At 74.2% G+C, this 24,951-nt stretch carries 24 protein-coding genes and 1 pseudogene; 8 read left to right on the top strand and 17 right to left on the bottom strand.

What is annotated here, in order from left to right:
* Positions 1-12: 12 nt before the first annotated feature.
* A complete protein-coding gene (locus ACYP53_RS17905; RefSeq protein WP_459648040.1) occupies positions 13-1,074 on the top strand; it encodes a hypothetical protein in 1,062 nt (353 codons plus the stop codon).
* A gap of 178 nt (positions 1,075-1,252) precedes the next feature.
* Here the strand turns inward: ACYP53_RS17905 and ACYP53_RS17900 are convergent, their stop codons facing one another.
* From ACYP53_RS17900 to ACYP53_RS17870, 7 genes are all read right to left on the bottom strand, one after another.
* On the bottom strand, positions 1,253-2,422 hold the full coding sequence (locus ACYP53_RS17900) for a copper resistance D family protein (RefSeq protein WP_459648039.1): 1,170 nt from the start codon (positions 2,420-2,422) through the stop codon (positions 1,253-1,255).
* A gap of 110 nt (positions 2,423-2,532) precedes the next feature.
* Positions 2,533-3,669, bottom strand: coding sequence for a hypothetical protein (locus ACYP53_RS17895; RefSeq protein WP_459648038.1), 1,137 nt, complete (start codon positions 3,667-3,669; stop codon positions 2,533-2,535).
* On the bottom strand, positions 3,666-4,217 hold the full coding sequence (locus ACYP53_RS17890; protein ID WP_459648037.1) for a MarR family winged helix-turn-helix transcriptional regulator: 552 nt from the start codon (positions 4,215-4,217) through the stop codon (positions 3,666-3,668). The genes ACYP53_RS17895 and ACYP53_RS17890 overlap by 4 nt, the downstream gene beginning before the upstream one ends.
* 197 nt (positions 4,218-4,414) lie before the next feature.
* The gene (locus ACYP53_RS17885) at positions 4,415-5,362 is read right to left on the bottom strand and encodes a M48 family metalloprotease (RefSeq protein ID WP_459648036.1); all 948 of its coding nucleotides are present in this window, start codon (positions 5,360-5,362) and stop codon (positions 4,415-4,417) included.
* Positions 5,353-5,793 (bottom strand): BlaI/MecI/CopY family transcriptional regulator, encoded by a 441-nt coding sequence (locus tag ACYP53_RS17880; RefSeq protein WP_459648035.1) that lies wholly within the window; start codon positions 5,791-5,793, stop codon positions 5,353-5,355. The genes ACYP53_RS17885 and ACYP53_RS17880 overlap by 10 nt, the downstream gene beginning before the upstream one ends.
* A gap of 297 nt (positions 5,794-6,090) precedes the next feature.
* Positions 6,091-7,272 carry a cytochrome P450 family protein gene (locus tag ACYP53_RS17875; protein ID WP_459648034.1) on the bottom strand — a complete coding sequence of 394 codons (1,182 nt, stop codon included), beginning with the start codon at positions 7,270-7,272 and terminating at the stop codon, positions 6,091-6,093.
* A 7-nt stretch (positions 7,273-7,279) separates the two neighbouring features.
* Entirely contained in the window at positions 7,280-7,507 is a 228-nt protein-coding gene (locus ACYP53_RS17870; protein WP_459649857.1) for a hypothetical protein, read from the bottom strand.
* Between ACYP53_RS17870 and ACYP53_RS17865 the strand changes: the two are divergent.
* A pseudogene (locus tag ACYP53_RS17865) lies at positions 7,425-7,640 on the top strand (AbfB domain-containing protein); the annotation flags it as partial. The gene ACYP53_RS17870 and the pseudogene ACYP53_RS17865 sit on opposite strands and share 83 nt — an antisense overlap.
* A 271-nt stretch (positions 7,641-7,911) precedes the next feature.
* Here the strand turns inward: ACYP53_RS17865 and ACYP53_RS17860 are convergent.
* Positions 7,912-10,167 carry an MMPL family transporter gene (locus ACYP53_RS17860; protein ID WP_459648033.1) on the bottom strand — a complete coding sequence of 752 codons (2,256 nt, stop codon included), beginning with the start codon at positions 10,165-10,167 and terminating at the stop codon, positions 7,912-7,914.
* Between the two features lie 154 nt (positions 10,168-10,321).
* Between ACYP53_RS17860 and ACYP53_RS17855 the strand changes: the two genes are divergently transcribed.
* Positions 10,322-10,996, top strand: a complete 675-nt coding sequence (locus ACYP53_RS17855; RefSeq protein ID WP_459648032.1) for a TetR/AcrR family transcriptional regulator — start codon at positions 10,322-10,324, stop codon at positions 10,994-10,996.
* Between the two features lie 55 nt (positions 10,997-11,051).
* Here the strand turns inward: ACYP53_RS17855 and ACYP53_RS17850 are convergent, their stop codons facing one another.
* A complete protein-coding gene (locus tag ACYP53_RS17850) occupies positions 11,052-11,213 on the bottom strand; it encodes a LuxR C-terminal-related transcriptional regulator (protein WP_459648031.1) in 162 nt (53 codons plus the stop codon).
* Positions 11,214-11,222: 9 nt separating this feature from the next.
* On the opposite strand from ACYP53_RS17850, the gene ACYP53_RS17845 reads away from it, so the two are divergent.
* Positions 11,223-11,495 carry a hypothetical protein gene (locus ACYP53_RS17845; protein ID WP_459648030.1) on the top strand — a complete coding sequence of 91 codons (273 nt, stop codon included), beginning with the start codon at positions 11,223-11,225 and terminating at the stop codon, positions 11,493-11,495.
* 77 nt (positions 11,496-11,572) lie between these two features.
* On the opposite strand, the gene ACYP53_RS17840 is transcribed toward ACYP53_RS17845, so the two are convergent.
* Complete coding sequence (locus ACYP53_RS17840) at positions 11,573-12,400, bottom strand: class I SAM-dependent methyltransferase (RefSeq protein ID WP_459648029.1); 828 nt, start codon at positions 12,398-12,400, stop codon at positions 11,573-11,575.
* Positions 12,401-12,676: 276 nt separating this feature from the next.
* On the opposite strand from ACYP53_RS17840, the gene ACYP53_RS17835 reads away from it, so the two are divergent.
* Both ACYP53_RS17835 and ACYP53_RS17830 read left to right on the top strand, forming a co-directional pair.
* Positions 12,677-13,618, top strand: a complete 942-nt coding sequence (locus ACYP53_RS17835; RefSeq protein ID WP_459648028.1) for a TIGR01777 family oxidoreductase — start codon at positions 12,677-12,679, stop codon at positions 13,616-13,618.
* A gap of 104 nt (positions 13,619-13,722) precedes the next feature.
* Positions 13,723-14,595, top strand: coding sequence for a hypothetical protein (locus ACYP53_RS17830; RefSeq protein ID WP_459648027.1), 873 nt, complete (start codon positions 13,723-13,725; stop codon positions 14,593-14,595).
* Between the two features lie 229 nt (positions 14,596-14,824).
* Here the strand turns inward: ACYP53_RS17830 and ACYP53_RS17825 are convergent, their stop codons facing one another.
* The 3 genes from ACYP53_RS17825 to ACYP53_RS17815 all read right to left on the bottom strand — a co-directional run bounded on the left by ACYP53_RS17825 (position 14,825) and on the right by ACYP53_RS17815 (position 17,622).
* On the bottom strand, positions 14,825-15,091 hold the full coding sequence (locus ACYP53_RS17825) for a hypothetical protein (protein ID WP_459648026.1): 267 nt from the start codon (positions 15,089-15,091) through the stop codon (positions 14,825-14,827).
* A gap of 127 nt (positions 15,092-15,218) precedes the next feature.
* Positions 15,219-15,653: an SRPBCC family protein gene (locus ACYP53_RS17820; protein WP_459648025.1), complete on the bottom strand. Its 435-nt coding sequence runs from the start codon at positions 15,651-15,653 to the stop codon at positions 15,219-15,221.
* A 46-nt stretch (positions 15,654-15,699) separates the two neighbouring features.
* A complete protein-coding gene (locus ACYP53_RS17815) occupies positions 15,700-17,622 on the bottom strand; it encodes a condensation domain-containing protein (RefSeq protein WP_459648024.1) in 1,923 nt (640 codons plus the stop codon).
* Here ACYP53_RS17815 and ACYP53_RS17810 point away from each other — a divergent pair.
* Positions 17,578-18,057, top strand: a complete 480-nt coding sequence (locus tag ACYP53_RS17810; protein ID WP_459648023.1) for a hypothetical protein — start codon at positions 17,578-17,580, stop codon at positions 18,055-18,057. The genes ACYP53_RS17815 and ACYP53_RS17810 overlap by 45 nt on opposite strands.
* A gap of 72 nt (positions 18,058-18,129) precedes the next feature.
* On the opposite strand, the gene ACYP53_RS17805 is transcribed toward ACYP53_RS17810, so the two are convergent.
* From ACYP53_RS17805 to ACYP53_RS17790, 4 genes are all read right to left on the bottom strand, one after another.
* Positions 18,130-18,918 carry an SDR family NAD(P)-dependent oxidoreductase gene (locus ACYP53_RS17805; RefSeq protein ID WP_459648022.1) on the bottom strand — a complete coding sequence of 263 codons (789 nt, stop codon included), beginning with the start codon at positions 18,916-18,918 and terminating at the stop codon, positions 18,130-18,132.
* Positions 18,919-18,977: 59 nt separating this feature from the next.
* Positions 18,978-19,796 (bottom strand): AfsR/SARP family transcriptional regulator, encoded by an 819-nt coding sequence (locus ACYP53_RS17800; RefSeq protein WP_459648021.1) that lies wholly within the window; start codon positions 19,794-19,796, stop codon positions 18,978-18,980.
* Between the two features lie 281 nt (positions 19,797-20,077).
* Entirely contained in the window at positions 20,078-21,703 is a 1,626-nt protein-coding gene (locus tag ACYP53_RS17795) for a serine/threonine-protein kinase (protein ID WP_459648020.1), read from the bottom strand.
* Between the two features lie 136 nt (positions 21,704-21,839).
* Positions 21,840-23,018: a Rieske 2Fe-2S domain-containing protein gene (locus tag ACYP53_RS17790; protein ID WP_459648019.1), complete on the bottom strand. Its 1,179-nt coding sequence runs from the start codon at positions 23,016-23,018 to the stop codon at positions 21,840-21,842.
* 219 nt (positions 23,019-23,237) lie between these two features.
* On the opposite strand from ACYP53_RS17790, the gene ACYP53_RS17785 reads away from it, so the two are divergent.
* The gene (locus ACYP53_RS17785) at positions 23,238-24,872 is read left to right on the top strand and encodes an alpha/beta hydrolase (RefSeq protein WP_459648018.1); all 1,635 of its coding nucleotides are present in this window, start codon (positions 23,238-23,240) and stop codon (positions 24,870-24,872) included.
* Positions 24,873-24,951 lie beyond the last annotated feature (79 nt).

The raw sequence follows: 24,951 nt of genomic DNA, 5'->3' as shown, positions 1-24,951 counted from the left end.
ACTATCGCCGTCATGCGTGATGACATGACGAGCGATCAGCTGGACGTCGGGCACCCCGTCAGGCCTGCCGCTGCCGCGGCGCTGGCGACGTCCGCCGTCGGCGCCGCCGCCTTCACCGTGTTCGCCTACCTGACGACACAGGTCCGCGTGGTCCGGGCGGGCAGCCCCTGGCAGGGCGATCCGTACGACGCCGTGGTGACCTTCACCATGTTCTTCGTCCCCCTGCTCGCTGCGCTCGGCGCGGTACGGGCGCTGCTGTGCCGCCGCGACCGGCCGCTGCCGCGCTACCGGATCGAGCAGGTGCTCCGGGCCGGGCTGGTCTGCACGCTGCTCGTCGCCGCCACCTTCGCCACCGACTGGGCGGCGGTGGCCGCGCGGGCGGACCGTGCGTCCTGGGACAGCGGCACCACCCCCTGGCTGATCGCGTCGCTGCTGCCGCTCACCGGGGTGGCGGCCGGGAGCCTGCTGCTGCACCGCCGGGCGATGCGACGGCTACCGAAACCGGTACGCGGGGCCGACGACGCGGCCGACGGTGCGGGCGGGGACTGGCTGGACGACCTCGCGCCCCTCGCGACCCTGCTCGCCGGCACCCGCTCCCGCCCGGGGCGCGCACTCGCCGCACTGATCGGCCGCGGCGACGTGCTCGGCTTCGTGCGCCTCCGCTTCGCCCCGCTCGCCGCCGCGGCCGCCCTCGCCGCCGGCCTGCTGGTCGCCACGGGGCTGGCCTCCGGCGAGGGCTGGCCCGGGGCACTGCTCTTCACCGTGGAGGCCGCGGTCTTCGCGGGCGGCACCTTCGCCTTCGTGATGATCTGCAACAGCGTCCTGCGGTTCGCCGCGCCTCCTCCCGCATCGAGGATGCGACGGGCCGCCCGGATCGCGACCACCGCGGGCGCGTCGGCGCTGCCGGTCTCGTTGGCGCTGCGGGACACCGCCTGGCAACTGCTCGGGCTCGGCGACCAGGTCGACTCCGTCGGGCCGTGGGCGGCCTTCATGCTCGCCTGCGCGCTGCTGACGGGCGCGCTCACCTTCGGTGTGGCCGCGGCCGGAACCGCTGCGACCGGAACCAGGGAGTGACAGCTGCAGACGCCAGGGCGGCCAGCCGCTGCACGGCGGTTGTCACGTCTCTCGGGGTCAGGGCCCGCTGGAGTTCGTCGAAGCCCCCGCCGGATCGGCGGGGGCTTCGACCTGCGGAGCGGGCGCCGTACGGCCCCGTCTCCCCGGCCGCTTGTGCGGCTCGGTGGGGGTGTTCGGTTCAGGCGGCCGTTACCGCCGGGCGGCGGGAGAGGGCGTCGGAGGCCTTGGCCGTGGCGTAGAGGGAGACGGCCAGCGCGATGGCCAGGGCTGCGCCGGCGGCGAAGACGCTGCCGGAGGAGACGGCCTTGGCGCTGCCGGCCTCGGTACGGGCGGAGCCGGCGATGAAGGGCATCACCACGAGGACGGCGAGGCCGAGGGCGACCTCGCCCCAGACGACCTTCGGGAAGTGCCGCAGGGTCAGGTGCAGCAGGGAGGAGGTGTCGTCGGCGCGGCGGGCCTGGGCGATGCGGGGCATCAGCCAGAACTGGTTGAAGGCGCCCGCGGCGACGAGGCCGGCGACCAGGAGGATCTTGACGAGCAGGGCGATGCCGTAGCCGGTGGTCCACAGCTGGGAGATCGCACCGACGTGCTTCCAGCTGAGCCAGAGGCCGGAGACGGTGACGGCGGCGACGCAGACCATGGCGACGAGGCTGAACCGGCGCCACATGTCGGCCCAGAGAAGACCGGCGCCGTCGCCGAGGCGGCCACGGGTGCCGGCGAGCGCGACCAGAAGGGCGAGGCCACCGAGCCAGACGACGCCGGAGATGATGTGGGTCTGGTCGAAGGCGAGGTCGAGCCAGCGGTCGAGGTCGGCGGGCTTGGTGGCGGGGACGGCCGCGATCAGGGTGACGGCGAGGGAGAGCGGCAGCGCGGTGAGGGCGATGGCGTCCGTGTGGCGGCGGGCGGCGGGCACGAAGAGGGCGATCAGGGCCGCGGCCGTCACGGCCAGGACCGCGTTCTGGACCAGGTAGACGGTGCCCTGGGCGATCCAGGCGCCCTTCGCGGCCGGGGCGTGGAGGTAGTTCCAGATCCGGTCCGGGGCGAGGGCGTCGCCGAACGGCATGCCCTTGCCGGCGCGGGCGAGACGGGCGGCGAGCTGGAAGTAGCCGGCGGCCAGCAGCACCACCCCCGCCCAGGCGAGGTAGGTCGCGGATCTACCTCGCAGGACCTCGGCGTCCTGGCGGCTGGTTTCCGGGGCGCGCAGTGCGGGGCGCACGGTGGTCGCGTACGTGACGGTGGCGCCGATTGCTCCGCTGAGGCCGATGAAGTAGCCGGCCTTGGTGAGGACCCGCCAGAGCTGGGGCATGGTGTATCCGGCCGTGTCCGCGGCCAGCAGGGCGTGATGCATAAGGTGAGGCTAGCCTAAATAAGGGTCTCCTAAGTCACCTGGAGGACCGTGGCTGTTCAATCGTCATCATCTTGTGAGCTGCGCCCTCGGCCCCCCCGGGGGGCGCCGGGTCAGGCGCCCGCCGGCACGGCCGTGGCAGGAGCGGCGGCCTCCTTGCGGGTGAGCGCGAGGCCGTAGCGGCGCAGGAGGAGGACGGCGGTGGTGGCGAGGCCGATGAGCAGCCCGAGCCAGAGGCCGCGGGTGTCGCCGCCGAGAGGGTCGGCGAGGAGCCAGGTGGCGGGCAGGCCGACGGCCCAGTAGCCGATGAGGGTGATGCGAAAGCCGCTCCTGGTGTCGTCGAGGCCACGCAGCAGGCCGACGCCGATGTTCTGGGCGCCGTCGAAGAACTGCAGGACGGCGACCACGACGAGCAGGCCGGCGGCGATCCGCAGGCCCTGCTCGTCGGCGGCGGAGTTCGGGTCGAAGTAGGGGCGCAGGACGAGGTCGGGGAGGACGAGGTAGACGATGCCGACGAGGGTGGTGACGGCGGCGCCGCAGGCGAGCACGGTGTTCCTGATGCGGCGGTCGGCCTCCCGCACCACCTGAGCGGGGTCGTGGCCGGACACCTCGGCGGCGACCTCGGCTGCGGCCGCGAGCCAGTGGGCCGCCGCGACGGCGGCCGCGGTCGGGTCCACGGTGGAGAACAGTTCGGCCGGGCCGAAGGGGTCCTGCTCCAGCAGGCGGTCCGCGGCGGCGACCTGGACGGGGGAGGCGTCCTCCCGGCTGAGCAGGACGGCTTGCTGGGCACGGCCGGTCAGGTCGCCGAGTTCGGCGCTCTCCACCGCGCCGAGCTCGGTGGCGGCCTCCGCCAGGACGGCCTTGGTGAGGCCGGGATCGGCGAGGTCGCCCAGGGTGCGGCCGACGCGGTGAGCCGATTCGAGCAGGTGGCTGCGGGAGACCAGCGCCACGCTGCTGCCGGGTGGGGCAGGCCGGGCGATGGCCTCGGCCACCCCGTCGAATTGATCGCGGTCCTGTCCACGCGGTCGGCCCGCGGTGCCGGGCGCCGGAGAGCCGGCGGCACCGTCGGGGTGGGTGTACGCACGCCAGGCCGCGTCGGAGAGCTGGGTGAGGGCGCGGGAGAGCCCACTGAGCGTGGACGCGGGTGCGTCGGCGGGGAGGAGGCCGATGTGGGCGGCGAGGTTGCCGTCGCCGGTTCCCCAGGAGGCGATCAGCTCGTGACGGTCGGGATCGACGCTGTAGTGGGTCACGAGTCGCTACCTCCGGGGGTGTCGCAGTCCTGGACGACCCATCTCCGCCGCTGTCCGTCGGTGAGCACCCATCCGGGACCCGACTGCGGGTGGTGTTCCGCGCCGCGGGCGGCTGCCGCGCACACCCGCCGTAGCAGGGAGTTGAGCTCGACGCGCTGTTTCTTCGTCAGGGGCGCCAGCAGGTCCTCCTGCAAGGACGACGCGTCGGTGTGAAGTACGTCCAGTGCGGCCTGGCCCGATGCGGTGATCGTCAGTACCTCCTGCCTGCCGCCGACATGGACGACCATCGACTGCAGCAGGCGTGCCGACAGGAGATCGTCGAGTGCCTGGTCCACCTCGGGCGCGGGCGCCGTCACACGGGTGGTGAGGTCGTGGCGGCCGTGAGGGCCGTGCCGGGCCAGCGTCGACAGCAGTGCGTGGTGGGTCGAGGTCAGCCCCCGGTGTTCCAGCCGCGCTGCCAGGGAGCGCTCGACGGCCCTGCCGGCCGTCGCCAGGAGGTAGACGGTCTGCTCGAAGGGGCTCGTCGACCCCGTCCTCCCGTCGTACACGCCAGGTCCAATCGTCCGCAGTGGTCACCGTGGTCACCGGCCAGGGCCACGGAGGCGGAACCCGTGCGGGCACGCCGAGCCCCGAGACCGGGGTGAACACGGTCTCCGATGGCCGGCGGGCGGCTGCGGCACGGCCCGCACGGGTAAGCCGAGCCTTACCATATCCGGGCCCGCACGTTTGGTCTACATCGATGTCGTCAGACGGTGTCGTGGGCCCGGAGGGTCTGGGCGGCGAATTCGACGTACTCGTGCAGTCCGTAGGCCGAGGCCACACCGAGCAGGGCCGTGACCGCGACCGCGGCGAGCAGGGCGGCCGCGGTGCCCGCCCTGCGGCCGGTCGGCCGGGCGGGCTCGGCGGCCAGCAGCGCCTGGACACGCCGGGGCACCGGGCCGGAGCTCACCGAACGCAGCGGGCCCGCGTCCGGGCGTGCGGACGGTGATCCGGCCAGCGCCGCCCGGGCGATGGCGGTCGCGGCGGTGCGCCGGTCGGCGACCGCCGAGGCGGCCTGCTCGTCGGCCCACCGCTCCAGATGGAAGTCGAGGTCGGCGCCCAGCCGGCCCAGCGCCGGATGCACGGCGGCGGCGAGGGAGGGGGCGGCCGACAGCAGATGGTGGCGCCCGCGCAGGTGGGCGCGCTCGTGGGCGAGGAGGACCACACACTCCGCCGGGCTCAGCACGCGGAGCATGCCGGCCGAGACGACGACCCGGCCGGGGCGCCCGCGGTGGCCGGGCAGGGCGAAGGCTTCCGGGTCCTGGCCCGCGACCACCAGCAGGTCGCCGTCGTTCGTCGCCCCGCCGGTCAGCTCCCAGGCGCGGGCCAGAAGCACGCGGTGCCCTCGCCACCGCGACGCCAGCCGCGCGGCCTGGACGGCCAGCAGTACCCCGGCGGCACCGGACACCGGCACGACGGCCGGCCAGTGCGCGACGACGGTGGACAGCGGCAGGTGCTCCAGGCCCGCCAGGAACGGGACGTGGAACAGGCCCGCGATCGCCGTCATCGTGCCGGTCGCCAGGAGAACGGCCGCGCCCGCGAGCGTGAGCGAGGCCTCTCGCGGAGGCAGCAGCAGGGCGAGGCGACGGGCGGCCGGCACCGCGGCCCAGGGAAGCAGCACGGACAGGGCGACGAGCACGAGGATCAGGCCCATGCGCCGTCCTCGGCCTCGGGCTCGCCGGAGTCCGCCGCGCTCGAGGCCCCGGTGGTCGCGGTCCGGGTGTCGAGGAGCAGGCGACGCAGGACGTCCTCGTCGTCCTCGGAGAGGGAGGAGACGAACCGCTTCAGTACCAGGTCGCGCTGGGGCTCCTTCTCCAGCTCCCGGCGCATGCGTCCGGCCGCCAGCCCGGCGGCGTCCTCCACCGGTGCGTAGGCGAAAGAGCGCCCGGGGCGAGTGCGGACCAGCGTCCCCTTCTCGTGCAGGCGGGTGAGGATCGTCGCCACGGTGGTGCGGGCCAGCCCCTGGTCCAGCGCCTTCTTGACCTGCTGGGCGGTCAGCGGCTCCCCGGCCGCCCACAGCACCGCCAGCACGTCCGCGACCAGCTCGCCGTGCGGACGCCTGGCGTCCCGACCGTCCCTCACCATCGTTCTCCCTGTCCCGACGCACGCAACGGGCACACCCCGGACGCCGGCCCTGGCCGGCGACCCGGACCCGCCCACGCCGGTATGGCGAAGAGGAGGACAGCCTGTGTGGCTTAGGTGTGCCTCATCAAACTTTACGGTGCGGTACTCCCGAGCTGCCGGGCGCCTGGTCTTCGTCGGACGTGGGACGCGGAACGGCGGCCCACCGCAGGGCGCGGTCCAGAACAGGGTGGAAGTGGTTGACTCCGACTGAGACCACCGTGGTGACAGGGCGGGAAACCTCCCCGGGCCGGCCACGGCCTACAGGCGCACCGGCAAGGAGACGAGTCCGCGGACCAGGCGGGAGTGCCGCCAGGAGAGTTCGTCTGGCGCAACTGCCAGCTGCATGCCGGGAAAACGCTCGAGCAGGACCCGCAGGACGATCTCGACCTCGGCGTGGGCAAGCGGCGCGCCCACGCAGCGATGGATGCCGTGGCCGAAGGCGAGGTGGCTGGCCGCGTCGGGGCGGTCGAGGTCGAGCCGGTCGGGGTCGGCGAACCGGGCAGGGTCGCGGTTGGCCGCGCCGGGACAGACGAAGACCGGGCTTCCGACGGGAACCTCGCTGTCGTCCAGTCGCACGGCTCGGGGCGCCCAGCGCCAGGTCGCGATGCTCACCGGTGAGTCGTAGCGCAGCAGTTCGTCGACGGCGGCTGCGATGCGGTGTGGGCCGGCCACCAGGTGCTGCAGGTCGTCGGGATGCCGAAGCAGCGCGAGAACCGCGTTGCCGATGCCCGCGGTGGTCGTCTCATGGCCGGCGATCAGCAGCAACACGGCGAGGGAGAGCAGCTCGTCCTCGCTGAGCCGGTCTGCGTCGTCGTCGTGGACCGCGATCAGGTCGGAGAGCAGTGAACGGTCTGGGCGGGCACGCTTGCCGGCGATCAGTTCCGCCATGTAGCCGGCCAGGGCGTGGGATGCCGCGTCGATCCGCGTGTGGTCGCCGGTGGCGAACAGGTCGGTCGACCAGGTGCGGATGGACGGCCGGTCAGCCGGGGGGACACCCAGGAGCTGGCAGATGACGGTGACCGGCAGGGGAGCGGCCAGCTCTTCGACGAGGTCGACCTCGGTGCCTGGCTCCCACATCCCGACGAGCTGCTCGGCGAGGGTGCGGATGTAGGGTCGCAGGCCGTCGACCCGGGCCGGAGTGAACGCCTTGGTCACCAGCCGCCGGAGCCGGGTGTGCTCCGGCGGATCGGTGGCGAGCATGGTGCGGGAGACGGCCGGGTGCAGGGATCGGCCGGACGGCCGGTCGGCGAAGTACGCTCCGGTGTCCTTCGACAGGGAGGCGGTGAAGGCGCGCCGGGCGGCGGCGTAGCCGGTGACGACTGTCGCGGTGCCCGCATCGTCGCCCATGGGGACCTGGAGGACCGGGGAGATGGCGCGGAGGGCGTCGTAGGTGGGGTACCGGTTGCGGTAGAAGGCCGGGTCGGCGAATGGGGAGGCCATGTCGATCCTATGCCGCTTCGAGCGTCGTCTGCCGCTGGGCGGCGACGGCGGTGCGGACGATGTCGGAGGTCGTGTACTGCTCGGAGCCGGAGCGTAGCCAGATTTGCCTCGGCTCGCTGGTATCGCTGGTATCGCTGGACTTCGGCGGCGGCGGCGCCGGCGCCTTCGCCCAGGACGCCACCTTCTGACCCAGCACGGGCAACAGCGGGGTCGGCACCTCCTTCCAGTCCGTCAACTTCCCGACGAAGTACATCCGGCACTACAACTACACGGCCTACACAGCGAGCAACGGCGGCTCCAACAGCTGGGACAGCGGCACCAGCTGGGCCGCCGACCCCAGCTGGCTGGTCGCCCAGCCCTGGAGCTGAACCACCGGGGCAGCACCACCATGCACCGGGCCCGGCCCGGCCCGGACCGGCACCGCTTCGCCCGCGGAGGCGGGCCGGGCTCGCGCGACGGAGGAGCGGATGGACGTCAGTGGACCAGTACCGCGCGGTTTCCGGGCGCGTCAGCGTCCGCGGCCGTGTCGGAACGCTTCACCGGCCTCCACGCCGAGCCCACAGCCGCCATCGCCGACCCCGGGTGATTCAGGAGAGCGGACCGCAGGCGTCGTGGGACGCCCGCGGTCCGCTGGTGCGGCTAGCCGACCGCCGCCGGGGAGCGGGGTGCCTCGGTGGCGGGCTTCGGCTGGTAGAACTCGGTGTGTCCTTCGACGTGGAGGTGGGGCAGGCGGCGGTCCAGCCAGGCGGGCAGCCACCAGTTGCCGCGGCCGAGCAGGTGCATCACGGCCGGTACCAGCAGCAGTCGGACCAGCGTGGCGTCGATCAGGATGGCCGACCCCATGCCGACGCCGATGACCTTGATCGGCAGGTCGGGCGCAGGGACGAAGGCCGCGAACACGGCGACCATGATGGCCGCCGCCGCGGTGATCACCCGCGCGGTGCCCGCCAGTCCGCTGACGATGGACTCCGCGTTGTCGTTGCTGCGCAGCCAGGCCTCACGCATCCGACTGACCAGGAAGACCTCGTAGTCCATCGAGAGGCCGAACAGGACGGCGAAGGTAAGCACCGGGACGAAGGCCGGCAGCGGGGTGGGGCTGTCGATGCCGATCAGTCGGCCGGCGGTGCCGCCTTCGAGGACGAGGGCGACCACGCCGTACGCGGCGCCGACGGAGAGCAGGTTCATCACGGCGGCCTTGAGGGCGACGGCCAGGCTGCGGAAGGCCACCAGGAGCAGGAGCATCGACACCGTGACCACGCCGCCGACCAGCAGCGGGATGCGGCGGGCGATGTTGTCGGTGCTGTCGATCGCGCTGGCGGTCGCCCCGCCGACGTGCACCCGGACGCCGGGGCCGACCGCGGCCGGGACGACGTGATCGCGGAGGTCGCGGACCAGGGTCTTGGTGGCGTCGGACTGCGGACCGCTGTCCGGGACGACGGTGAGCAGCAGCGAGCGGCCGTCGGAGGCGGGCACCGGAGGGGTCACGGCCGTGACGCCGGGCACCGCCTTCAGCGCGGTGGGCAGCGAGGCCGCCGCATCGGCGGGGGTGCCCGGCGCCAACTCGGCGACCAGGACCAGCGGTCCGTTGCTGCCCGGGCCGAAGCCGGCGGCCACCGTGTCGTACGCCAGCCGGTTCGAGCGCCCGGCGGGGTCGTTGCCCGCGTCGGGGAAGCCGAAGCGCACGCCCAGGAACGGCGCCGCGAGCGCCAGCAGGACGACGACCCCGGTGACGGCACCGAGGACGCGGTGGCGCTCGACGAGCCTGCTCCAGCGCAGCCAGCCGGCGCCCACCGAGCTCTCACTCCGGGCGGCGCGGCGCTGGGGCATGGGCAGTCGGAGGCGCTCGATGTGTCGGCCGAGGTAGCCGAGCAGCGCGGGGAAGAGCGTGGCGGACGCGGCGATCACGACGAACACGGAGAGGATCGCCGAGACGGCGGCGCCGCGCATGAACGACAGGCCCATCGCGAACAGTCCGAGCATGCTGACGACGACGGTCATTCCGGCGACCACGACCGCGCGGCCCGCAGTGTCCAGCGCGGCGACCGTGGCGGCCTCGGGGTCGAGCCCCTCGGCGCGCCACTCGCGGAACCGGGTGACCAGCAGCAGCGCGTAGTCGATGCCGACGCCGATGCCCAGCATCGCGGCGAGCGAGGTCGACCAGTCCGGGACCGGCATGATCGCGGCGAGGACCGGCAGCAGGGCGCTGCTGACCGCGAGCCCGCCGAGCGCGGTGAGCAGCGGCAGGCCGGCGGCCACGACCGAGCCGAAGGTGATCACCAGGATCAGGGCGGCGGCCGCGATGCCGATGCCCTCCGAGCCGATCGCGCCCTGCTCGGCCTGCTGGACCGTCATGCCGCCGAGGTGGACGCGCAGGCCGCCGTCGACGGGTCGGGCGAGGTCGAGCAGCCGCTGGGTGTCGGCCTTCGGCATGTCGGGGGCGACGGCGACGTCCAGGTGGATCTGCCCGAGGGCGGTGCGGCCGTCGGCCGACACCTTGCCGCGCGGGCCGTACGGGTCGTCGATGCCGCTGACGTGCGGCACCTCGGCCATTCGGGCGAGCAGGTCCTTGACCCGGTCGCGGGTGGCGGCGTCGGTGACGCCGCCGTCGGAGGTCAGCACCAGGCTGATCGATTCACCGCCCAGCCCGGGGAAGTCCCGTGCCAGCAGTTGCTGGGCCTGCTTGGAGTCCGAGCCGGGCGCGGAGTAGTCGGCGCTGTACTTGGCGCCGAGGCCGGCCGAGAGGCCGAAGGCCGCGGCGGCGGCGAGCAGCCAGAGCAGCACCGTGCGGCCCCGGTTCCGGAAGCTCCAACCGGCTATTCGGCCGAGCGGGCCGGGCCTGTGCGGCCCGCTCTCCCCGGCGGTCGGCCGCCGGTCCTCGCGCAGTCCCTGGGACATGTGGTCCTCTCGTACGTCGTCGGGGGCCCCGTCCCCCGGCAAAGCGTTACGCTTCATAACGCGTCTTACGAGGCGTAACGTTTACGTCGACGGGTACGGATTGTCAACGCGGTGCCGGGCGCAGCGAGCCGATGGAGATGCCGAAGGAGATGCGATGACGGGTGGGTCGACCGATGAGAGCGGGGGGCGGAGCCGCCGTGAGCGGCTGCGCGCCGACACCGTGGAGGAGATCAAGCACGCGGCCCTGGGCCTGATCGTCGAGCGCGGCGCCGCGAACCTCCGCTTCACCGACATCGCCCGCAGCATGGGGATGACCCCGCCCGCGCTGTACCGCTACTTCGCCGACCGGGACGAGCTGCTCACCGCCCTGGTCGCCGACTCGTACGACAGCCTGTCGGACGCGTTGACGGCGACCCGCGGGACCGTGCCGCCGGACGACCTGGACGGACGCTTCGTGGCCACCTGCACCGGCTACCGCACCTGGGCGCAGCGGCACCCGGAGCGCTTCGCCCTCATCTTCGGCTCCCCCGTGCCCGGGTACGCGGCCCCACCGGACGGACCGACCGTGGCGGCCGGTCAGCGGGCGATGGAGCACATGGCCGAACTCGTCGCCGACACGGCCGAACGCGGCCGGCTCGGCCGCCCGCTGGTGCCGGACGCGGCGGAAGCCCTGATGCTGGCCTGGGCCACCGTGCACGGCTTCGTCACCCTCGAGGCGTACGGCCATTTCCACGCGCTCGACCAGGACACGCGGGACCGTCTCTTCGCCGTCCAGGCGGGCGTCGCCGCGCGCACCGCGGGCCTGTCGTCGGCCGTGGACCAGTGGTGATCAAAGCCCGCGCGGCAGACGGCCACGGCTCGATGCGGTGTGACTGTCCGCAGGATCAGGCCCGTAGGAAGTGCAGGACGGCGAGGACGCGACGGTGCCCGTCGACGTCGACCGGCAGATCGAGCTTGGCGAAGATGTTGCCGATGTGCTTGTTGATGGCGGCGTCACTGAGGAAGAGTTCCGCGGCCAGATTCGCGTTCGACTTGCCCTGCGCCATCAGGCCCGGATGAAGTCCGCCGGCGGCACGGTCGGACAGCTGCTGGCGTTCGCCGTCGGGGAGACCGCCTTGGTGGTCGGCGTCGGTGCGGTGCTCGGCGCCCTGGTGACGCTGCCGCCGCCGGCCGGGATGGCCTCCGGGCTCTCGCAGGTCACCAAGGCGGACGTCGGGCTGAACCTGAACCTCTCCGTGCTGGCCGCGGTGATCCTCGGATCACTGGCCCTGGCGGTCACCGCGAGTGCGGTGGTCACCTGGAGGACCCTGCGCCGCGCGGAGATCTGAGAGCTCGACCGAAGACCGGGGGAGCTCTTCGGCCCCGTTGCCGGCGGCCCTGACCACAGGCCGCCGGCCGCCGGCCGTCAGGACCGACGGACGCGCAGCACGCTCGTCAGCATCGGGAGGGTGAACTCGCCGTCGGCGGTCTCCGGCCGGGTCGCGAGGTAGGCGCGGGCGCGGCCCAGCCTGTCCTGCCGTTCAGCCGCCGGCATGACCAGCATCCCGGCCTTCGTCCCGAGGGTCCCGACGAGGGAGTCGGCGGTCCGGAGCTGCCCGTGCGGGAATTCCGCCTGCTCCGGCGAGTCGAACCGGGCGTCGCCCTTGCGGGGGAGGTGCAGGTTCGCCGTGGCGGTCCGCCAGCTGCCGGGCACGTCACGCGGGCCGATCGCCGCGCTGCCGGTGACCCGGGCGAGCCCGGCCACCCAGTCGACGCCGTCGTCGAAGACGTTCCACAGTCCCGCCAGGACTCCGCCGGGTGCGAGGACCCGGGCGATCTCCGGCCCCGCGAGGTCCATGTCGAACCAGTGCATGGCGTTGCCGGAGACCACGGCGTCGACTGATCCGTCCGGGAGCGGAATGCTCTCGGCGCTGCCAGGCAGGGCGTGGACGGCGGGGAGGGTGCGGCGCAGTTCGGCCAGCATCGCCGGGTCGGGCTCGACCGCCACGACGTCGATGCCCAGCGCGAGCAGGGTTCCGGTGAGCTTGCCGGTCCCGGCGCCGAGGTCGAGCACCCGCCCGCCGGGCGCCGCTTCGATTGCCCAGCGCACGGCGGCGTGGGCGTAGTCCGGGCGGTGCTCGGCGTAGGCGCCCGCCGCCGTGCCGAACGACGAGCTGTGGCGCAGCCGTTCGGCGGGCGCGGTCCGCCCCGCGTCGCCCTCGTGGTGTTCCGTGCCGTGGTCGGTCCGCCTCATCGCGGCTCCTCTCGTCCTCGGGCCCGCGCCGGGTGCGCGGCCCTGGGGTGGTTCAGGAGTCGTGCTATCGGTTCGATGTATCGATCCGATACATCGGCACGATAGGGAGCGGGAGCGTTTCGGCGCAAGGGTCGGCCTTCGCTGACCGGTGATCAGGGCGACTGTGAGGGGGTCGGGCTGGAGCGGGGCTCCGGTGGCGGCCGGGCCGGGCGGCCAGGCAATTGAACGCGTTCAGAATTCTGGGCTACGCTGGTCCGCGAAGATGAGGGGGAACGCATGAAGATCGTCATTCCCGGTGGATCCGGTGCCCTCGGCACGCTGCTCGACCGCAGCCTGACCGCCGCCGGACACCACGTGGTCACCCTGAGCCGCAGGCCCGTCGGGCCCCGGCAGGTCGGCTGGGACGGGCGGACGCCCGGCGCCTGGACGGAGCAGATCGACGGCAGCGACGTCGTGGTCAACCTCGCCGGCCGCAGCGTCAACTGCCGCTACACGGACGAGAACCGGCGCGCCATGATGGACTCCAGGGTCCTCTCCACCCGCGCCGTCGGCCAGGCCGTCGCGGCAGCGCGGCGCCCGCCCGCCGTCTGGCTGCAGATGAGCACCGCCACGGTCTACGCCCACCGCCACGACGCCCCCAACGGCGAGCACGACGGCCTGATCGGCGGCGGCGAACCCGGCGCCCCGGCCTCCTGGCAGTACAGCATCGACGTCGCCCGCGCCTGGGAAGAGGCCCAGGCCGAGGCCGACACCCCGCGCACCCGCAAGGCCGCACTGCGCACCGCCGTCGTCCTCGGCCCCGAGCGCGGCGGCGCCCTCGACTCGCTCTCCTGGCTGGCCCGGCTCGGCGCCGGCGGCCCGATCGCGGGCGGCGCCCAGTACGTCTCCTGGATCCACGAGCGCGACTTCGCCCGCGCCGTCGACTTCCTGATCGCCCACGAGGACCTGAGCGGGCCGGTCAACCTCGCCGCCCCGAACCCGCTGCCCCAGCGCGAGTTCATGCGCGACCTGCGCGCCGCCTGGGGCATGCCGCTGGCCCTGCCCGCCACCCGCTGGATGGCCGAACTCGGCGCGTTCGCCCTGCGCTCCGAGTCCGAACTGCTGCTCAAGAGCCGCCGGGTCGTCCCCACCCGCCTGGTCGACGCCGGCTTCACCTTCGAGTACCCGCGCTGGCCGGCCGCCGCACGCGACCTCGTCCGGCGCCTGCGGGGGAGGTAGGGCGGCGGCGGGATCGTCACGGGGCCGTCACAGCCGCGCGGGCGCGCTTGTCCGGGGCGTACACCCACCGCGAAGGTGGGAGCACGCGCGGGGGAGGAGGCGGGATGACGACGCTGCGACTGGCGTTCATGCGGCGGTGGGCGGACGCCGCCGGGATCGGCTGCGTACTCGGCCTGATCACCGTGATCGTGCTGAGCGAGACCGGCGCCACGGGCGTCGGGACGACCCTGCTGACCGCCGCCGCGGTCGCCGCCGTCACCGGCGCCGCCGGGCCGCGGACCTTCCGGCTGCGCGAGGAGGAAGCCGGCCTCACCCTGGTGCGCCTGCTCGTCCCCACGCACTACACCTGGGAGCAGATCCGCGGCCTGGCCATGGACTTCGGGGAGGAGCAGGACGGCGGCGCCCACCGGGTCCGCCTCCGGCTGCGCCTGGCCGACCCGCCCGGCCGCTTCCAGGGCCCGCTCCTCGGCGAGCTCACCGTCACCGAGGACGACCGGCCGCGCGGCGTCGAACCGCGCGCCCTCGCCGAGCTGTTCGCCCTCTTCGGCCGGCACGGCCTGCCCGTCGACCGTCCGGAGTTCGCGAACGCCGTGCTCTCCGCCCACGGGCTGCCGCCGCTCCCGCCCCCGCCCGTACGGTCCGTGCCGGTCGGGCCGGTGCCCACCCCCGAGGAGGCGTACGCGCACGCGCCCGCCGAGGCGGCGGAGCGCCGCGACCTCGACGCGTACCGGTCCCGGAGCAACGAACCGCTCCGGCGCCGCCGCGAGCACCTGCTGCGCCTCGCCGCACTGCGCGACCGGGCGGCGCTGGGCGTCGGGGACGCGGACGCGGCGCAGGTGGCGGAGGCGCGGTTCGCGGCCCGGCGGCTGACCGAGCACGACGGCGTCACCGCCGAGGACGCGGACCTTCGCGGGTACGTCCGCCAGCAGTACCTGAACCGGCACCGGAGCCCCGCCGACCGGCGGCGCGGCCGCTGAGCGGTCGCGGTCGGCGCGGTCCCTGTACGCGTGCCGGGTCCGGCCGTGCAGTGCGCCGGTCGGCCACACCTTCTACCTCCAGCGCCGGTCGCTCGAGCGCCACGACGGCGACGTCTACCGGCAGCCCGGGAACGCTCCGCGCGTCCCCCTCACCTACTCGATCCGCGCCGAGAAGGTTTGAGCCGCGCGGGCCGTCCCTCGCTCTGCCCGGGCCCGGACGGCGGGGTCGTCAGGAGGCGGCCAGGGCCCGTTCGCACTCCCGGCAGCGGCGGTCCGCCAGTTCGGGCGGGTACCAGGGGTCGCCGGGCCGGGCGGGGGCGTAGTGGCTGTGCTCCATGGATCGGGTGTCGCGCCGGCACAGGGTGGTCGGCTGGGGGTCCTCGGGGACGTCGGGGTCGGCACCGGCGGCGTGGACGGCCAGTACTCCGGGCCCGACGCCCTCGGGGCCGAGGAGCGTCTCGGGCGCCAGCTCGAACAGCACGATGATCGAGGCCATGTCTCCGACGGTGCGTCGCTCCGGGCCGCTCCGCACCCCGGGCCGGTCAGGCGTGGGACGGGCGCTGCCGGGGTTCACCCGTCCGGCGAGGCATGAGGTGTCGGGCCGCGGCTGGGCGCAGCCGGCGCTACGGCTCCAGCAGCCGGTCCAGGACCCGGCCGAAGACGAGGCGGCCGGCCGCCGCGATCAGTGGATCGGCGGGCCGGGGCAGCCCGGTGATCCGAAGTTCCTCGGCCCAGCGGGCCTCGCTGCCGCCGTCCACGGCCCGGACCCGCAGGACCGCGCCGCCGCGCACCGGCCGGCCGCGCTTGGCCAGTCGGCAGAGGCCGTCGCGCCCGGGTGCGGGAGCGGTCAGCTCGACGATCTCCATCGGGTCGTCGAAGCGCAGCGGCCCGAGCGACGTCCGGGCCAGGACGAGGTCGCCCACCTCCCGGCCGGTGCCCCGGGCGACCGTGACCCGGGTGAACGGCACCCGCTCGCCGTGCCGGGGCCAGGCGGTCAGCCGCTCCCAGCAGACGGACGGCGGGAGCGGCGAACGGCGGGTCAGTACGAAACGGGCCATGCCGCCCACCGTAACGCCGAGCCGCCGACCCGCCCCGGCGCCGCCCCTACCCGCGGCCCGCCAGCAGCTCCGCCACCGCCGCCAGGCCGTCCTCCTCGCCGAGCAGCACCACCAGCGGCGGCCGGGCCGGCGCCCCGAGCCGGGCGATCTCGTACGCGGTCAGGCCGAGGCCCGGCGGGGCGACCAGCGCTACCGGCGTACGGGCGTCCAGCAGCGGGCCGAGCACCGGGCGGTACGCGGCGGGCGGCGGGTCGTCCCCGACGGGGCGCAGCACGCCGAGGGCCTGCGGGCCGGGCCAGCCGCGGGTGCCGTCGGGGTGGCGGGTGTGCGGCGCGCCGGGCGGGGGGAGCAGCAGGACCCAGCCCGCGCCCGGACGGGTGGCGGGGTGCAGCACCTCCAGCCGCACAGCCGGGGTGCGGGCGGCCTCGGTGGCTTCGGCGGCCGCGGTGCCCGGGCCGTCGGTGAGACCGGTCCCGGGCTCGCCCAGCCGGGGTGCCGGCTGCCCGGCGAGCGCGGAGCGCAGCACCTCGGTGGTGCTGAGCCCGCTCGGCAGGTCGGGGAAGGTGCGCAGCAGGTGGGCGCTCTGGCTGAGGAGTTCGACGGCGTCCTGGTCGGCGAGCAGGGCGCGGTCGTGGGTGGTGGTGAGGACCAGTCCGCCGGTGGCGTCGTAGTGGGCGGCGAGGGTGATCGGGTAGGAGGTGAAGGTGCCGGACGGCACCGGGCTCTCGACGTGGATGCCGTGGGCGGCCAGGTCGGTCTCGAGCCGCAGGTGGTGCGCGGCGGTCGGCTGGTGTTCCAGGACGACCAGGCTGTTCGGCCGCTGTCCGCGCGCGCCGGGCGTCCAGCGGTGCGCCTGCCCGGGGGAGACCCACTCGTAGCCGGCGAGGTCGAGCACCCCGTCGCGCAGGGCCGCGAGCAGCTGGGGCACGGTGGTGGCCGGGTGGACCCGGACGGTGATCGGCAGCGGGTTGCGCAGGGCGCCGGGCAGCCGTTCGACGCCGTCGAGCGGGATGCCCCGGCCGGAGACGGTCACCGCGAAGCCGACCCGGACCGCTCGGGCCGGGCGGCGGGGCGGGCCGGACTGCGCGGCGCGGTAGAGCAGCAGGGCCCAGGCGGCCTGCAGGGCGCTGCTCTCGCCGGCTCCCCAGGCGGCGGCCCAGCCGCGCAGCCGTACCGCCTCGTACGGGGAGAGCCGGCGCCGGGCCCGGCCGCTGCCTGGTCGGTTGGGGTCGGAGGTACGGTTCGGGTCGGTCCGGCGCGGGTCGGGTACGAGTGGCAGGACGGTGGTGGCGGCGGGCCGGGTGGACCAGAACTGCTCTGCCGCGTCGGTGCCCTGGGCCTGGAGCCAGCGCGCGTGGTCGCGGACGTCGGGCCGGCGTTCGCCGCCGGGCAGGACGCCGTCGGTCAGGTAGGCGCGGTAGAAGGACTGCAGCAGGAGGCGGACGCTCCAGCCGTCGAGCATGGCGTGGTGGTAGCTGAGCAGCACCCGGGTGGCGGGCCCCTCGTCGGCGTCCGGCGGGGCGTCGAGCAGGGTGGCGCGCAGCAGGGCGGGGCGGCGCAGGTCGAAGCCGCGGCTGCGGTCGGCGGCGAGCAGTTCCTCCCAGTCGGCGGCGCCGTGGGGGTGCCGGGTGACCTCGGGGACGGCGTGTTCGTGCAGCACCATCCAGGGGTCGCCGGTGCCGTCCTCCGCCCAGTCGAAGGCCGCGCGCAGCACGGTCTCGTGGTCGATGACGGACTGCCAGGCGGCGGTGAACCGTTCGGTGTCCAGGGGGCCGTGCCAGTTCCAGGACAGCTGCTCGATGTGCCGGCCGTCGTGGTCCGGCGGGTCGAGCACCTGGCGGAGCATCTCCCGTTGCAGGGCGCTGGTCGGGACGGTGACGGGCTCGGGCGGGTGCGCGAGCGCCTCCCGAAGGGCGTCCAGCAGGTGGGCGGTGAGCCCGGGCGGGGCGGGCCGCAGCCCGAGGAACACCCGGGGTGCCGTGCGGCCGTCCTGTCCGTCCCGGATCAGCAGCGCCCGCAGCCGGGGGCCGGCGGCCAGGCCGCGGCCGAGTTCGGTGAGCAGCCGGTCGAGGCCGGCCGGGCCGTCCGCCGTCCGCTGCCAGAGGAGTTCCCCGTCAGCCTCGGGTTGGACGGCCCGCAGGGCGGCGCGCAGTACGTCCGGCTGGTGGCTCCGATGCAGTTCGACCAGCAGGAACTCCCGTACCGGGCCGGGTCGGTGGGCGATCCGGGGCGGGGGCGGCGCCGTCCGGACCGCTGCCCGGGCCGCCGCCTGGCAGCGGTCCGGGCCAGTGCGGCGCTCACCGCGCCCGGGTCGAGCCGTCTCGGCGGGCGGGCGGCGGGCAGGCAGGGCTCGGGCGCTGGAGCGCCGGACACCAGCAAGGTGACGGGTGCGCTGGAGAACTGACGGTTCGTCATCACTGATCAGCGGGCACCGGAGCCCGAGTCCTTCCCGTGGGCCGGCCAGGTTCGCGCCGGGTTACTGGGTGGCGAGTCCGCCGCAGACGTTGAGCGCCTGGGCGGTGATGCTGGCGGCGGTCGGGGAGGTGAGGTAGCCGGCCAGCGAGGCGACCTCCTCCGGGGTGGTGTAGCGGCCGAGCGGGATGTGCGTCTGGAAGTGCTGGTGGATGGTCTCGGGCGTGGTGTTGTAGGCGGTCGCGTACTCGTGGTGGATGCGGGTGGTGTGCGGGGTCTGGACGTAGCCGGGGCAGATGGCGTTGACGGTGGTGCCGGTGGGGGCCAGTTCCTTGGCCAGCGCCCGGGTGAAGCCGATCACGGCGTGCTTGCTCGCGGTGTACGGCGCGCCCAGGGTGACGGCCTGTTTCCCGGCCGTGGAGGCGATGTTGATGATGCGGGGGTGCGTGGTGCTGGTGATGTGGCCGTGTCGCAGGGTCTCCCGGGTGACCAGGAAGACGGCGTTCAGATTGGTGTCGATGACGTCGTACCACAGGTCGTCGGTGGTGGTCGCGGTCGGTCCGCCGCCGGTGCGGCCGGCGTTGTTGACCAGTACGGTGATCGGCCCGTGCTCGGCGACGGCGTGCCGGATCAGTCCGGCGACCTGGACGGGGTCGCGGACGTCGCAGGTGGCGCCGTCGGCCTGGTGGCCCTCGTCGCGCAGGTCGGTCAGCGCCTGGTCGATGTCCGGGGCGGTGCGGGCGCAGATGAAGACACGGTGGCCGCGGCTGCCGAGTTCGCGGGCGATGGCGAGACCGATGCCGCGGGTGCCGCCGGTGATCAGGGCGAGGGGTTTCTCGGGTGCGGTGGTCATGACGCGTCCTGTTGGTGAGGGCTGGGAGAGGTCGGCGGGGACGGCCGTGCGGACGGTGCTCAGGCCGAGTACAGGTTGTAGGTGGTCGGGTGGGCGGTGGTGGGCGTGTTGAGGGTGGGGTCGAGGGTGAGGATGGCGTGTTGCAGGTGTTGCAGGTGCGGGGAGGGCTGGATGCCGAGTTCGGTGGTCAGCCGGTGCCGCAGGTGGTGGTAGGTGGTGAGGGCGCTGGTCTGCCGGCCGGCCCGGTAGAGCGCGACCATGGCCTGGGCGTGCAGGCCCTCGTGGTGCGGGTGCTGGTGGGTCAGGTGGGTGAGCTCGGGGATCAGCTCGTTGTGCCGGCCGAGCCGCAGGTCGCTGTCGATCCGCCGTTCCAGGGTGATCAGCCGGCTCTCCTCCAGCCGCATGATCTCGATGGTGAGGATCGGTCCGGGCCGCACGTCGACGAGGGCGGGGCCGTGCCAGAGCGCGAGGGCCTGGCGGAAGTGGGTCGCGGCCTGGTGGTCGTGGCCGTGGTTGAAGGCGTGCTGGCCCTGGGTGATCAGCAGGTTGTAGGTGTGGACGTCCAGGTCGTCCGGGTGCGCGGTGAGCTGGTAGCCGCCGTGGCGCGTGGTGAGGATGTCCTTGGCGGTGATGTGCGGGGTCGGCCCGAGGGCCTGGGTGATCCGGCGTCGCAGCTGCAGGATGTACGTCTGCATCGTGGTGAGCGCCTGTCTCGGGGGGTCGTCGCCCCAGATCTCCTCGATCAGGGTGGCCGTGGGCAGGATCCGGTTGGGGTAGAGCGCGAGGAGGGCGAGGATCTGGCGCTGCTTGGCGGCGGAGGGGACGACGGAGATGCCGTTGAGGCCGGCGGTGAGGGGGCCGAGGACCTTGAGCTGCATGGCGGTTCTCCTTTCGTACGCGGGACGGTGGGTTGCGATCGGGATGGCCGGCAGGGTGGGGAGCGGGGCGGCGAGTGGAGCGGTGCCGGATGTGTGTTCGACTTGAAGGAATGGTGGGGGGATGCGACGCACCATAGTTGCGGCGCGAGGGTGCGGCCGGATTCCTCTAGCACCCGTCGAGCGCGGTTCCGGGCGCCCTGGTGCCGGCTTCCGGGCGGAACACGGCGGCGGGGCGGCACCCGTGCGTGGGTGCCGCCCCGCCGTGAACGGGTGACGAGGGGCTACTTCCTCCGCAGATCCCCCGAGAAGCCGCCGACCAGCAGGTGCAGACTGCCGTCCGGATTGCGGGTGTAGACCTGGTCGTGCGGGTCGGGGGCGCAGCCGCTGAGCGAGTTCATCGGTGCGGTGCGCAGGACCACCCGGTCGGCGCTCGCCAGGACCAGGTTGGCGACGGCGTCGCAGTAACGGGTGCCCAGGCCCTCGTTGTTGTGGATCTGGGCGACCGGGTCGTTCGGCCGGCCCTGGCTCAGGACGATCGTGAAGTCGGGCTTGAGGAAGGTCTGCTGGCTGCCCAGGGTGCCCTGCCAGGTGCCGAGGAAGTCGGCCGGGATCGCGCCCTCGGGGGCGGCCGTGCCGGTGGCCGCGGTGGTGCCCGGCGCCGTCGTCGGGGGGCTCGGCTTCGCGGCGCCCGCACCGTCGTCGCGGGTGGCGAGGAAGACCGCCGTGCCCGCCACCGCGACCGCCAGCACGGCGGCGAGGACCAGGGTGCCGAGACCGGCGCGCCGGCCGGGCGGCGCCGGGTGCGCGGCCCGGGGGGCCGTGAACGGGCCCGGGGCCGCGGGGCCCGTGCCGGGCTGTGGGTAGGGCGGGTACGGCGGGTACTGCCGCGACGGCCCGGCGGTGGCCGGGGAGAGCGGCAGCGGCGGGGCGGCCCATTCCGTCGGCGGGCCGAACTGACCACTGGGAGCGGGTGGTTGCGCAGGTCGCGGCGCCGGGGTCTCGCCGTCCAGGTCCAGCAGCTCGACCGCCAGGACGGCCAGCGCGCCGGCGATCGCCGGCGGCAGCCAGTCCCGCCGCTCCAGCCGCTCGCCCGCCGCCCGGTCGTGCGCCGTCAGCCGCTCGCGGAGCTGCTCGGGGGTGGGGCGGCGGTCCGGGTCCTTGGCCAGGCACTCCGCCACGACGGCGTGCAACTCCGGGTCGGCGATGTCGAGTTCGGGCTCCTCGTGGAGCACCCGGTAGAGCAGCACCGCCGCGCTGACCCCCGAGCCGAACGGCGCGGTCCCGGTGGCCGCGTAGGCCAGGACGGCGCCCAGCGAGAAGACGTCGCTCGCGGGCCCGACGCCCCGGCCCTCGGCCTGCTCGGGGGAGAGGTAGCCGGGGGAGCCGACCACGAGGCCGGAGCGGGTGAGCGCGGTCGCCGCGTCCAGCGCCCGGGTGATCCCGAAGTCGATCAGCCGCGGGCCGTCGAGGGCCAGCAGCACATTGGACGGCTTGACGTCCCGGTGCACCAACCCCCGTTCGTGCACGGCTCGCAGGGCCTCGGCGAGCCCCGCTCCGAGCGAGCGGACGGCCGGCTCGGGCAGCGGCCCGAAGCCCCGTACGGCGGTGCTCAGCGAGGGGCCGGCCACGTACCCGGTGGCCACCCAGGGCTGGGCTCCCTCGGTGTCCGCGTCCAGCACGGGGGCCGTCCACCGTCCGCCGACCCGCCGGGCGGCGGCCACCTCGTTGCGGAACCGCACCCGGAACTCCGGGTCCGCCGCGTACTGGTCGTGCACCAGCTTGACGGCCACCGTGCGCCCGCCCGCCGTGCGGCCCAGGTAGACCCGGCCCATGCCGCCCGCACCGAGTCTCCGCAGCAGGCGGTACTCGCCCACCTGCCGCGGGTCCCCGTCCCCCAGCGCCTCCACGCCGAATCTCCCCTCGCCGCGTCCGCCCCCGTACTCCACGCCAGACGGTACCGTCCGAAGGGGCGGTTCCGGTCGCGGACGCCGAGGCGGGCGCCGGGTGCGGGATCCGGTGCGGACGCGGCCGAAGGGGGCTCGCTCAGCCGCGGGCGACGCCGCTGGAAAGGCCGTCGGGCGCGCCGTGCGGAAGACCGTCGGGCGCGCCCTCCGGAGCGCCGTCGGGAGTACTGCCCGCGGCCGCGGCGGCCGGGGAGGCGGCCGGCTCCGCGAGGTGTGCCCGCTGGTCCTGCGGGTAGAACTGCCGGGCCCAGTGCCGCATCGCGCCGATCGGCCCGTCGCCGGCGGCGAGCCGGGGCGGCGACACGTACTTCTTGGTGGACCAGATCGGGAAGTCGGCGGCGGTGAACTCGATGTTGCGCTTGAACATCGGGCCCGCGAGCAGCGCCGTCCCCGCGCGGCTGACCGCCCGGGCGACGGCCGGGGGCAGGCCGGCCGGCTCCCGCATGACGAAGCGGCTCGCCTGCCGGAGCTGCATCCGGCCGGGGGCGACCTGGGTGGCCATCACCAGCGAGCAGATCTCCAGGCCGAGCGAGGGCGTGCGCACATCGGTGTGCAGGGCGGTCAGGCCGTAGCCGTTCACCTCCACGTCGACCTGGCGCATCCCGAGCAGCGGGAAGGTCTCCCGCACCCGCATGGAGATGCGGAAGCGGGTGCCGTCGAACTCCACCGGGGCCGCCAACTCGCCCTGCGGCCAGCCGTGCAGGGTGACGAAGTGGCCCAGGTCGAAGGAGTTCTCCATGACGTCCTGGGCGTAGCCGGGCATCTCGAAGGAGGCGTACCGCAGCGGCTGCCGCCCGTCGCCGAGCACGTGCCAGGACGGGACCTCCCAGTCCGGCTCCCGCCCGTCGTGGTGGCGCCAGACCAGGACGGCCTCGTTGACCTCGCGCACCGGCAGCTGCGCCAGGGCGGCCTTGGGCGGCGGGCTGTCGTAACCGGTGCGCACGCAGTGGCCGTCGGCGTCGAAGGCGAACCGGTGGAAGGGGCAGACGAGCTGGTCGCCCTCGACGGCGGCCAGGCCGAGGTGGGCGCCCAGGTGCGGGCAGTACGGGCGGATCGCGCGCAGGCGGCCGTTCCGCAGCCGGTACAGCACGACGTCCTCGCCGGCGAGCTGGCGGGTGAGGACGGTGCCGGGCGGGAGCTCGGCGGAGAAGGCGAGGGCGGACCAGCCGTCGGGGTACGGGAGCGCGGGTGGCAGGGCGACATCGGCCGCTGTGGGGCGGGAGCTGACGGGGTGGACGTGTTTGTGCGACACGTGCATGGACTCTCCTGTCGGGTCCGTCCGGCGCCGCCCCTCCCAGGCGATTAGCGCTCGAACGGAATGCTTTCCCGATGCTAGCCACGGTTGGTGAGTACTCGCACGGACAACCTCCCTGGAGGGGTGTAACTCTGATGATCAGTCAGGCTGAAGTGGTCAAAGCTTGGTAAATTCCGGTCAGCCCACTAGATGTACTATTGCACATGTCACATCATGCTCCCCATGAGAAAAGCCATCGCCCTGCTGGCGGCCGTCACGGCCGTCGCCGCCCTCGGCGGAACCTCCGCCTCCGCCGCCGGACCGGACGGCGCCGACCTCGCCGACAGCGGTCAGGGAAAGCTCACCTGGAGCTCCTGCGAAGACGCCGCCACCCCCGCGCTGCAGTGCGCGATGCTCGACGTGCCGGTGGACTACGCCGACCCGCACGGGCGGAAGATCCGCATCAAGCTGAACCGGCTGCCCGCCACCGCGCCCAAGGACAAGCAGCAGGGCCCGATCCTGCTCAACCCCGGCGGCCCCGGCGACTCCGGGCTCTGGATGCCCGCGTACATCTCCACCAAGCTCCCGGCGGATGTCGCCTCGACCTACGACTGGATCGGCTTCGACCCGCGCGGCACCAACGGCAGCGACCCCCACGTGGTCTGCGACGCCCACTACTTCGACGGCGAGCGCCCGGACTACCAGGTGAGCCAGGGCACGTCCAAGGCCTGGCTGAAGAAGGCGGCCGGCTACGCCGCCGACTGCGCGGCCGACTGGTCCTGGCTGCTGCCGCACATGACCACCGTCGACAACGCGCGCGACATGGACAGCATCCGGCGGGCGCTCGGCGCCCCGAAGATCAATTTCTACGGCGGCTCCTGGGGCACCTCGCTGGGCTCCACCTACGGCCAGCTGTTCCCCTCGCACGTGCGCCGGATGGTGCTGGACAGCATCGTCGGACCGACCATCAGCTGGTACGACCACAACATCCTGCAGGACAAGGAGCACCAGCGCCGCTTCGAGGCCTTCGCGGCCTGGGCGGCCAAGGCCGACTCCGTCTACCACCTGGGCACCGACGCCGCCGCCGTCCAGCAGGCCTACCGCCAGGTCGAGGACGCCCTGCGCAAGGACCCGGTGGACGCCGCCCCCGCGCCGGGCAGGATCGGCCCGGCCGAGTTCGAGGACACCTTCTACGGCGGCGGCTACAACTTCCTGCGCTGGCCCCGGATGGCCACCGTGCTCTCCGCCTACCTCACCCAGCACGACACCCGGCCGCTGAACATCGCGTACAACCGCTACGCCGCCCCGGGCGCCGACGACGGCGCCTTCCCGGCCTACAACGCGGCGCAGTGCACCGAGAACGCCTGGCCGCGGGACTGGGAGGTCTGGAAGAAGGACCAGGCCAAGGTCGACGCCGTCGCGCCCTTCTACACCTATAACAACATGTGGTACAACGCGGCCTGCATGTTCTGGCCCTACCAGGGCAACCCGGCCGGCCGGCTGAAGATCACGGGCAAGGGCCTGCCCCCGGTCCTGCTGTTCCAGGCCACCGAGGACGCCGCCACCCCGTACGAGGGCGGGCTCGCCATGCACGACGCGCTGCCCGGCTCCAAGCTGGTCGTCCAGAACGGCGGCAGCTTCCACGAGATCCTCTTCCACGGCAACGCCTGCCTGGACGACACCTTCACCGCGTACCTGCGCGACGGCAGCCTGCCCCAGGGCAAGGGACGGATCGCCAAGACCTGTGCGCCCGAGGCCGATCCGGACCCGGTGTTCGTGACCCCGCCGCCAGCCGCAGCCAAGGCCGCACCCTCGGTGAGCACCGGGACCGGCCTCGCGCCGACCGACCCCGAGGCCGTGCACGGCGTCCTCCGGTAGCAGGTGCACAGGCGGGTAGCCCGCGTCGACCGCGGGCTACCCGCCAGTCACATCTGGGGCTATGGTCGGTCCCCGTCAA

It is taken from the genome of Kitasatospora sp. Ki12 (genome assembly GCF_054601375.1).
This window is presented reverse-complemented; position numbering and strand designations above follow the sequence as displayed.

Excerpts from the sequence above, each read along its gene's own strand:
- ACYP53_RS17855 (WP_459648032.1), top strand. The coding sequence starts at position 10,322 with ATGACGGGTGGGTCGACCGATGAGAGCGGGGGGCGGAGCCGCCGTGAG.
- ACYP53_RS17835 (WP_459648028.1), top strand. The coding sequence starts at position 12,677 with ATGAAGATCGTCATTCCCGGTGGATCCGGTGCCCTCGGCACGCTGCTC.
- ACYP53_RS17785 (WP_459648018.1), top strand. The coding sequence starts at position 23,238 with ATGAGAAAAGCCATCGCCCTGCTGGCGGCCGTCACGGCCGTCGCCGCC.
- ACYP53_RS17850 (WP_459648031.1), bottom strand. The coding sequence starts at position 11,213 with ATGGCGCAGGGCAAGTCGAACGCGAATCTGGCCGCGGAACTCTTCCTC.
- ACYP53_RS17845 (WP_459648030.1), top strand. The coding sequence starts at position 11,223 with ATGAAGTCCGCCGGCGGCACGGTCGGACAGCTGCTGGCGTTCGCCGTC.
- ACYP53_RS17805 (WP_459648022.1), bottom strand. The coding sequence starts at position 18,918 with ATGACCACCGCACCCGAGAAACCCCTCGCCCTGATCACCGGCGGCACC.
- ACYP53_RS17885 (WP_459648036.1), bottom strand. The coding sequence starts at position 5,362 with ATGGGCCTGATCCTCGTGCTCGTCGCCCTGTCCGTGCTGCTTCCCTGG.
- ACYP53_RS17860 (WP_459648033.1), bottom strand. The coding sequence starts at position 10,167 with ATGTCCCAGGGACTGCGCGAGGACCGGCGGCCGACCGCCGGGGAGAGC.
- ACYP53_RS17840 (WP_459648029.1), bottom strand. The coding sequence starts at position 12,400 with ATGAGGCGGACCGACCACGGCACGGAACACCACGAGGGCGACGCGGGG.
- ACYP53_RS17830 (WP_459648027.1), top strand. The coding sequence starts at position 13,723 with ATGACGACGCTGCGACTGGCGTTCATGCGGCGGTGGGCGGACGCCGCC.
- ACYP53_RS17900 (WP_459648039.1), bottom strand. The coding sequence starts at position 2,422 with ATGCATCACGCCCTGCTGGCCGCGGACACGGCCGGATACACCATGCCC.
- ACYP53_RS17800 (WP_459648021.1), bottom strand. The coding sequence starts at position 19,796 with ATGCAGCTCAAGGTCCTCGGCCCCCTCACCGCCGGCCTCAACGGCATC.
- ACYP53_RS17905 (WP_459648040.1), top strand. The coding sequence starts at position 13 with ATGCGTGATGACATGACGAGCGATCAGCTGGACGTCGGGCACCCCGTC.
- ACYP53_RS17880 (WP_459648035.1), bottom strand. The coding sequence starts at position 5,793 with ATGGTGAGGGACGGTCGGGACGCCAGGCGTCCGCACGGCGAGCTGGTC.
- ACYP53_RS17820 (WP_459648025.1), bottom strand. The coding sequence starts at position 15,653 with ATGGCCCGTTTCGTACTGACCCGCCGTTCGCCGCTCCCGCCGTCCGTC.
- ACYP53_RS17790 (WP_459648019.1), bottom strand. The coding sequence starts at position 23,018 with ATGCACGTGTCGCACAAACACGTCCACCCCGTCAGCTCCCGCCCCACA.
- ACYP53_RS17825 (WP_459648026.1), bottom strand. The coding sequence starts at position 15,091 with ATGGCCTCGATCATCGTGCTGTTCGAGCTGGCGCCCGAGACGCTCCTC.
- ACYP53_RS17875 (WP_459648034.1), bottom strand. The coding sequence starts at position 7,272 with ATGGCCTCCCCATTCGCCGACCCGGCCTTCTACCGCAACCGGTACCCC.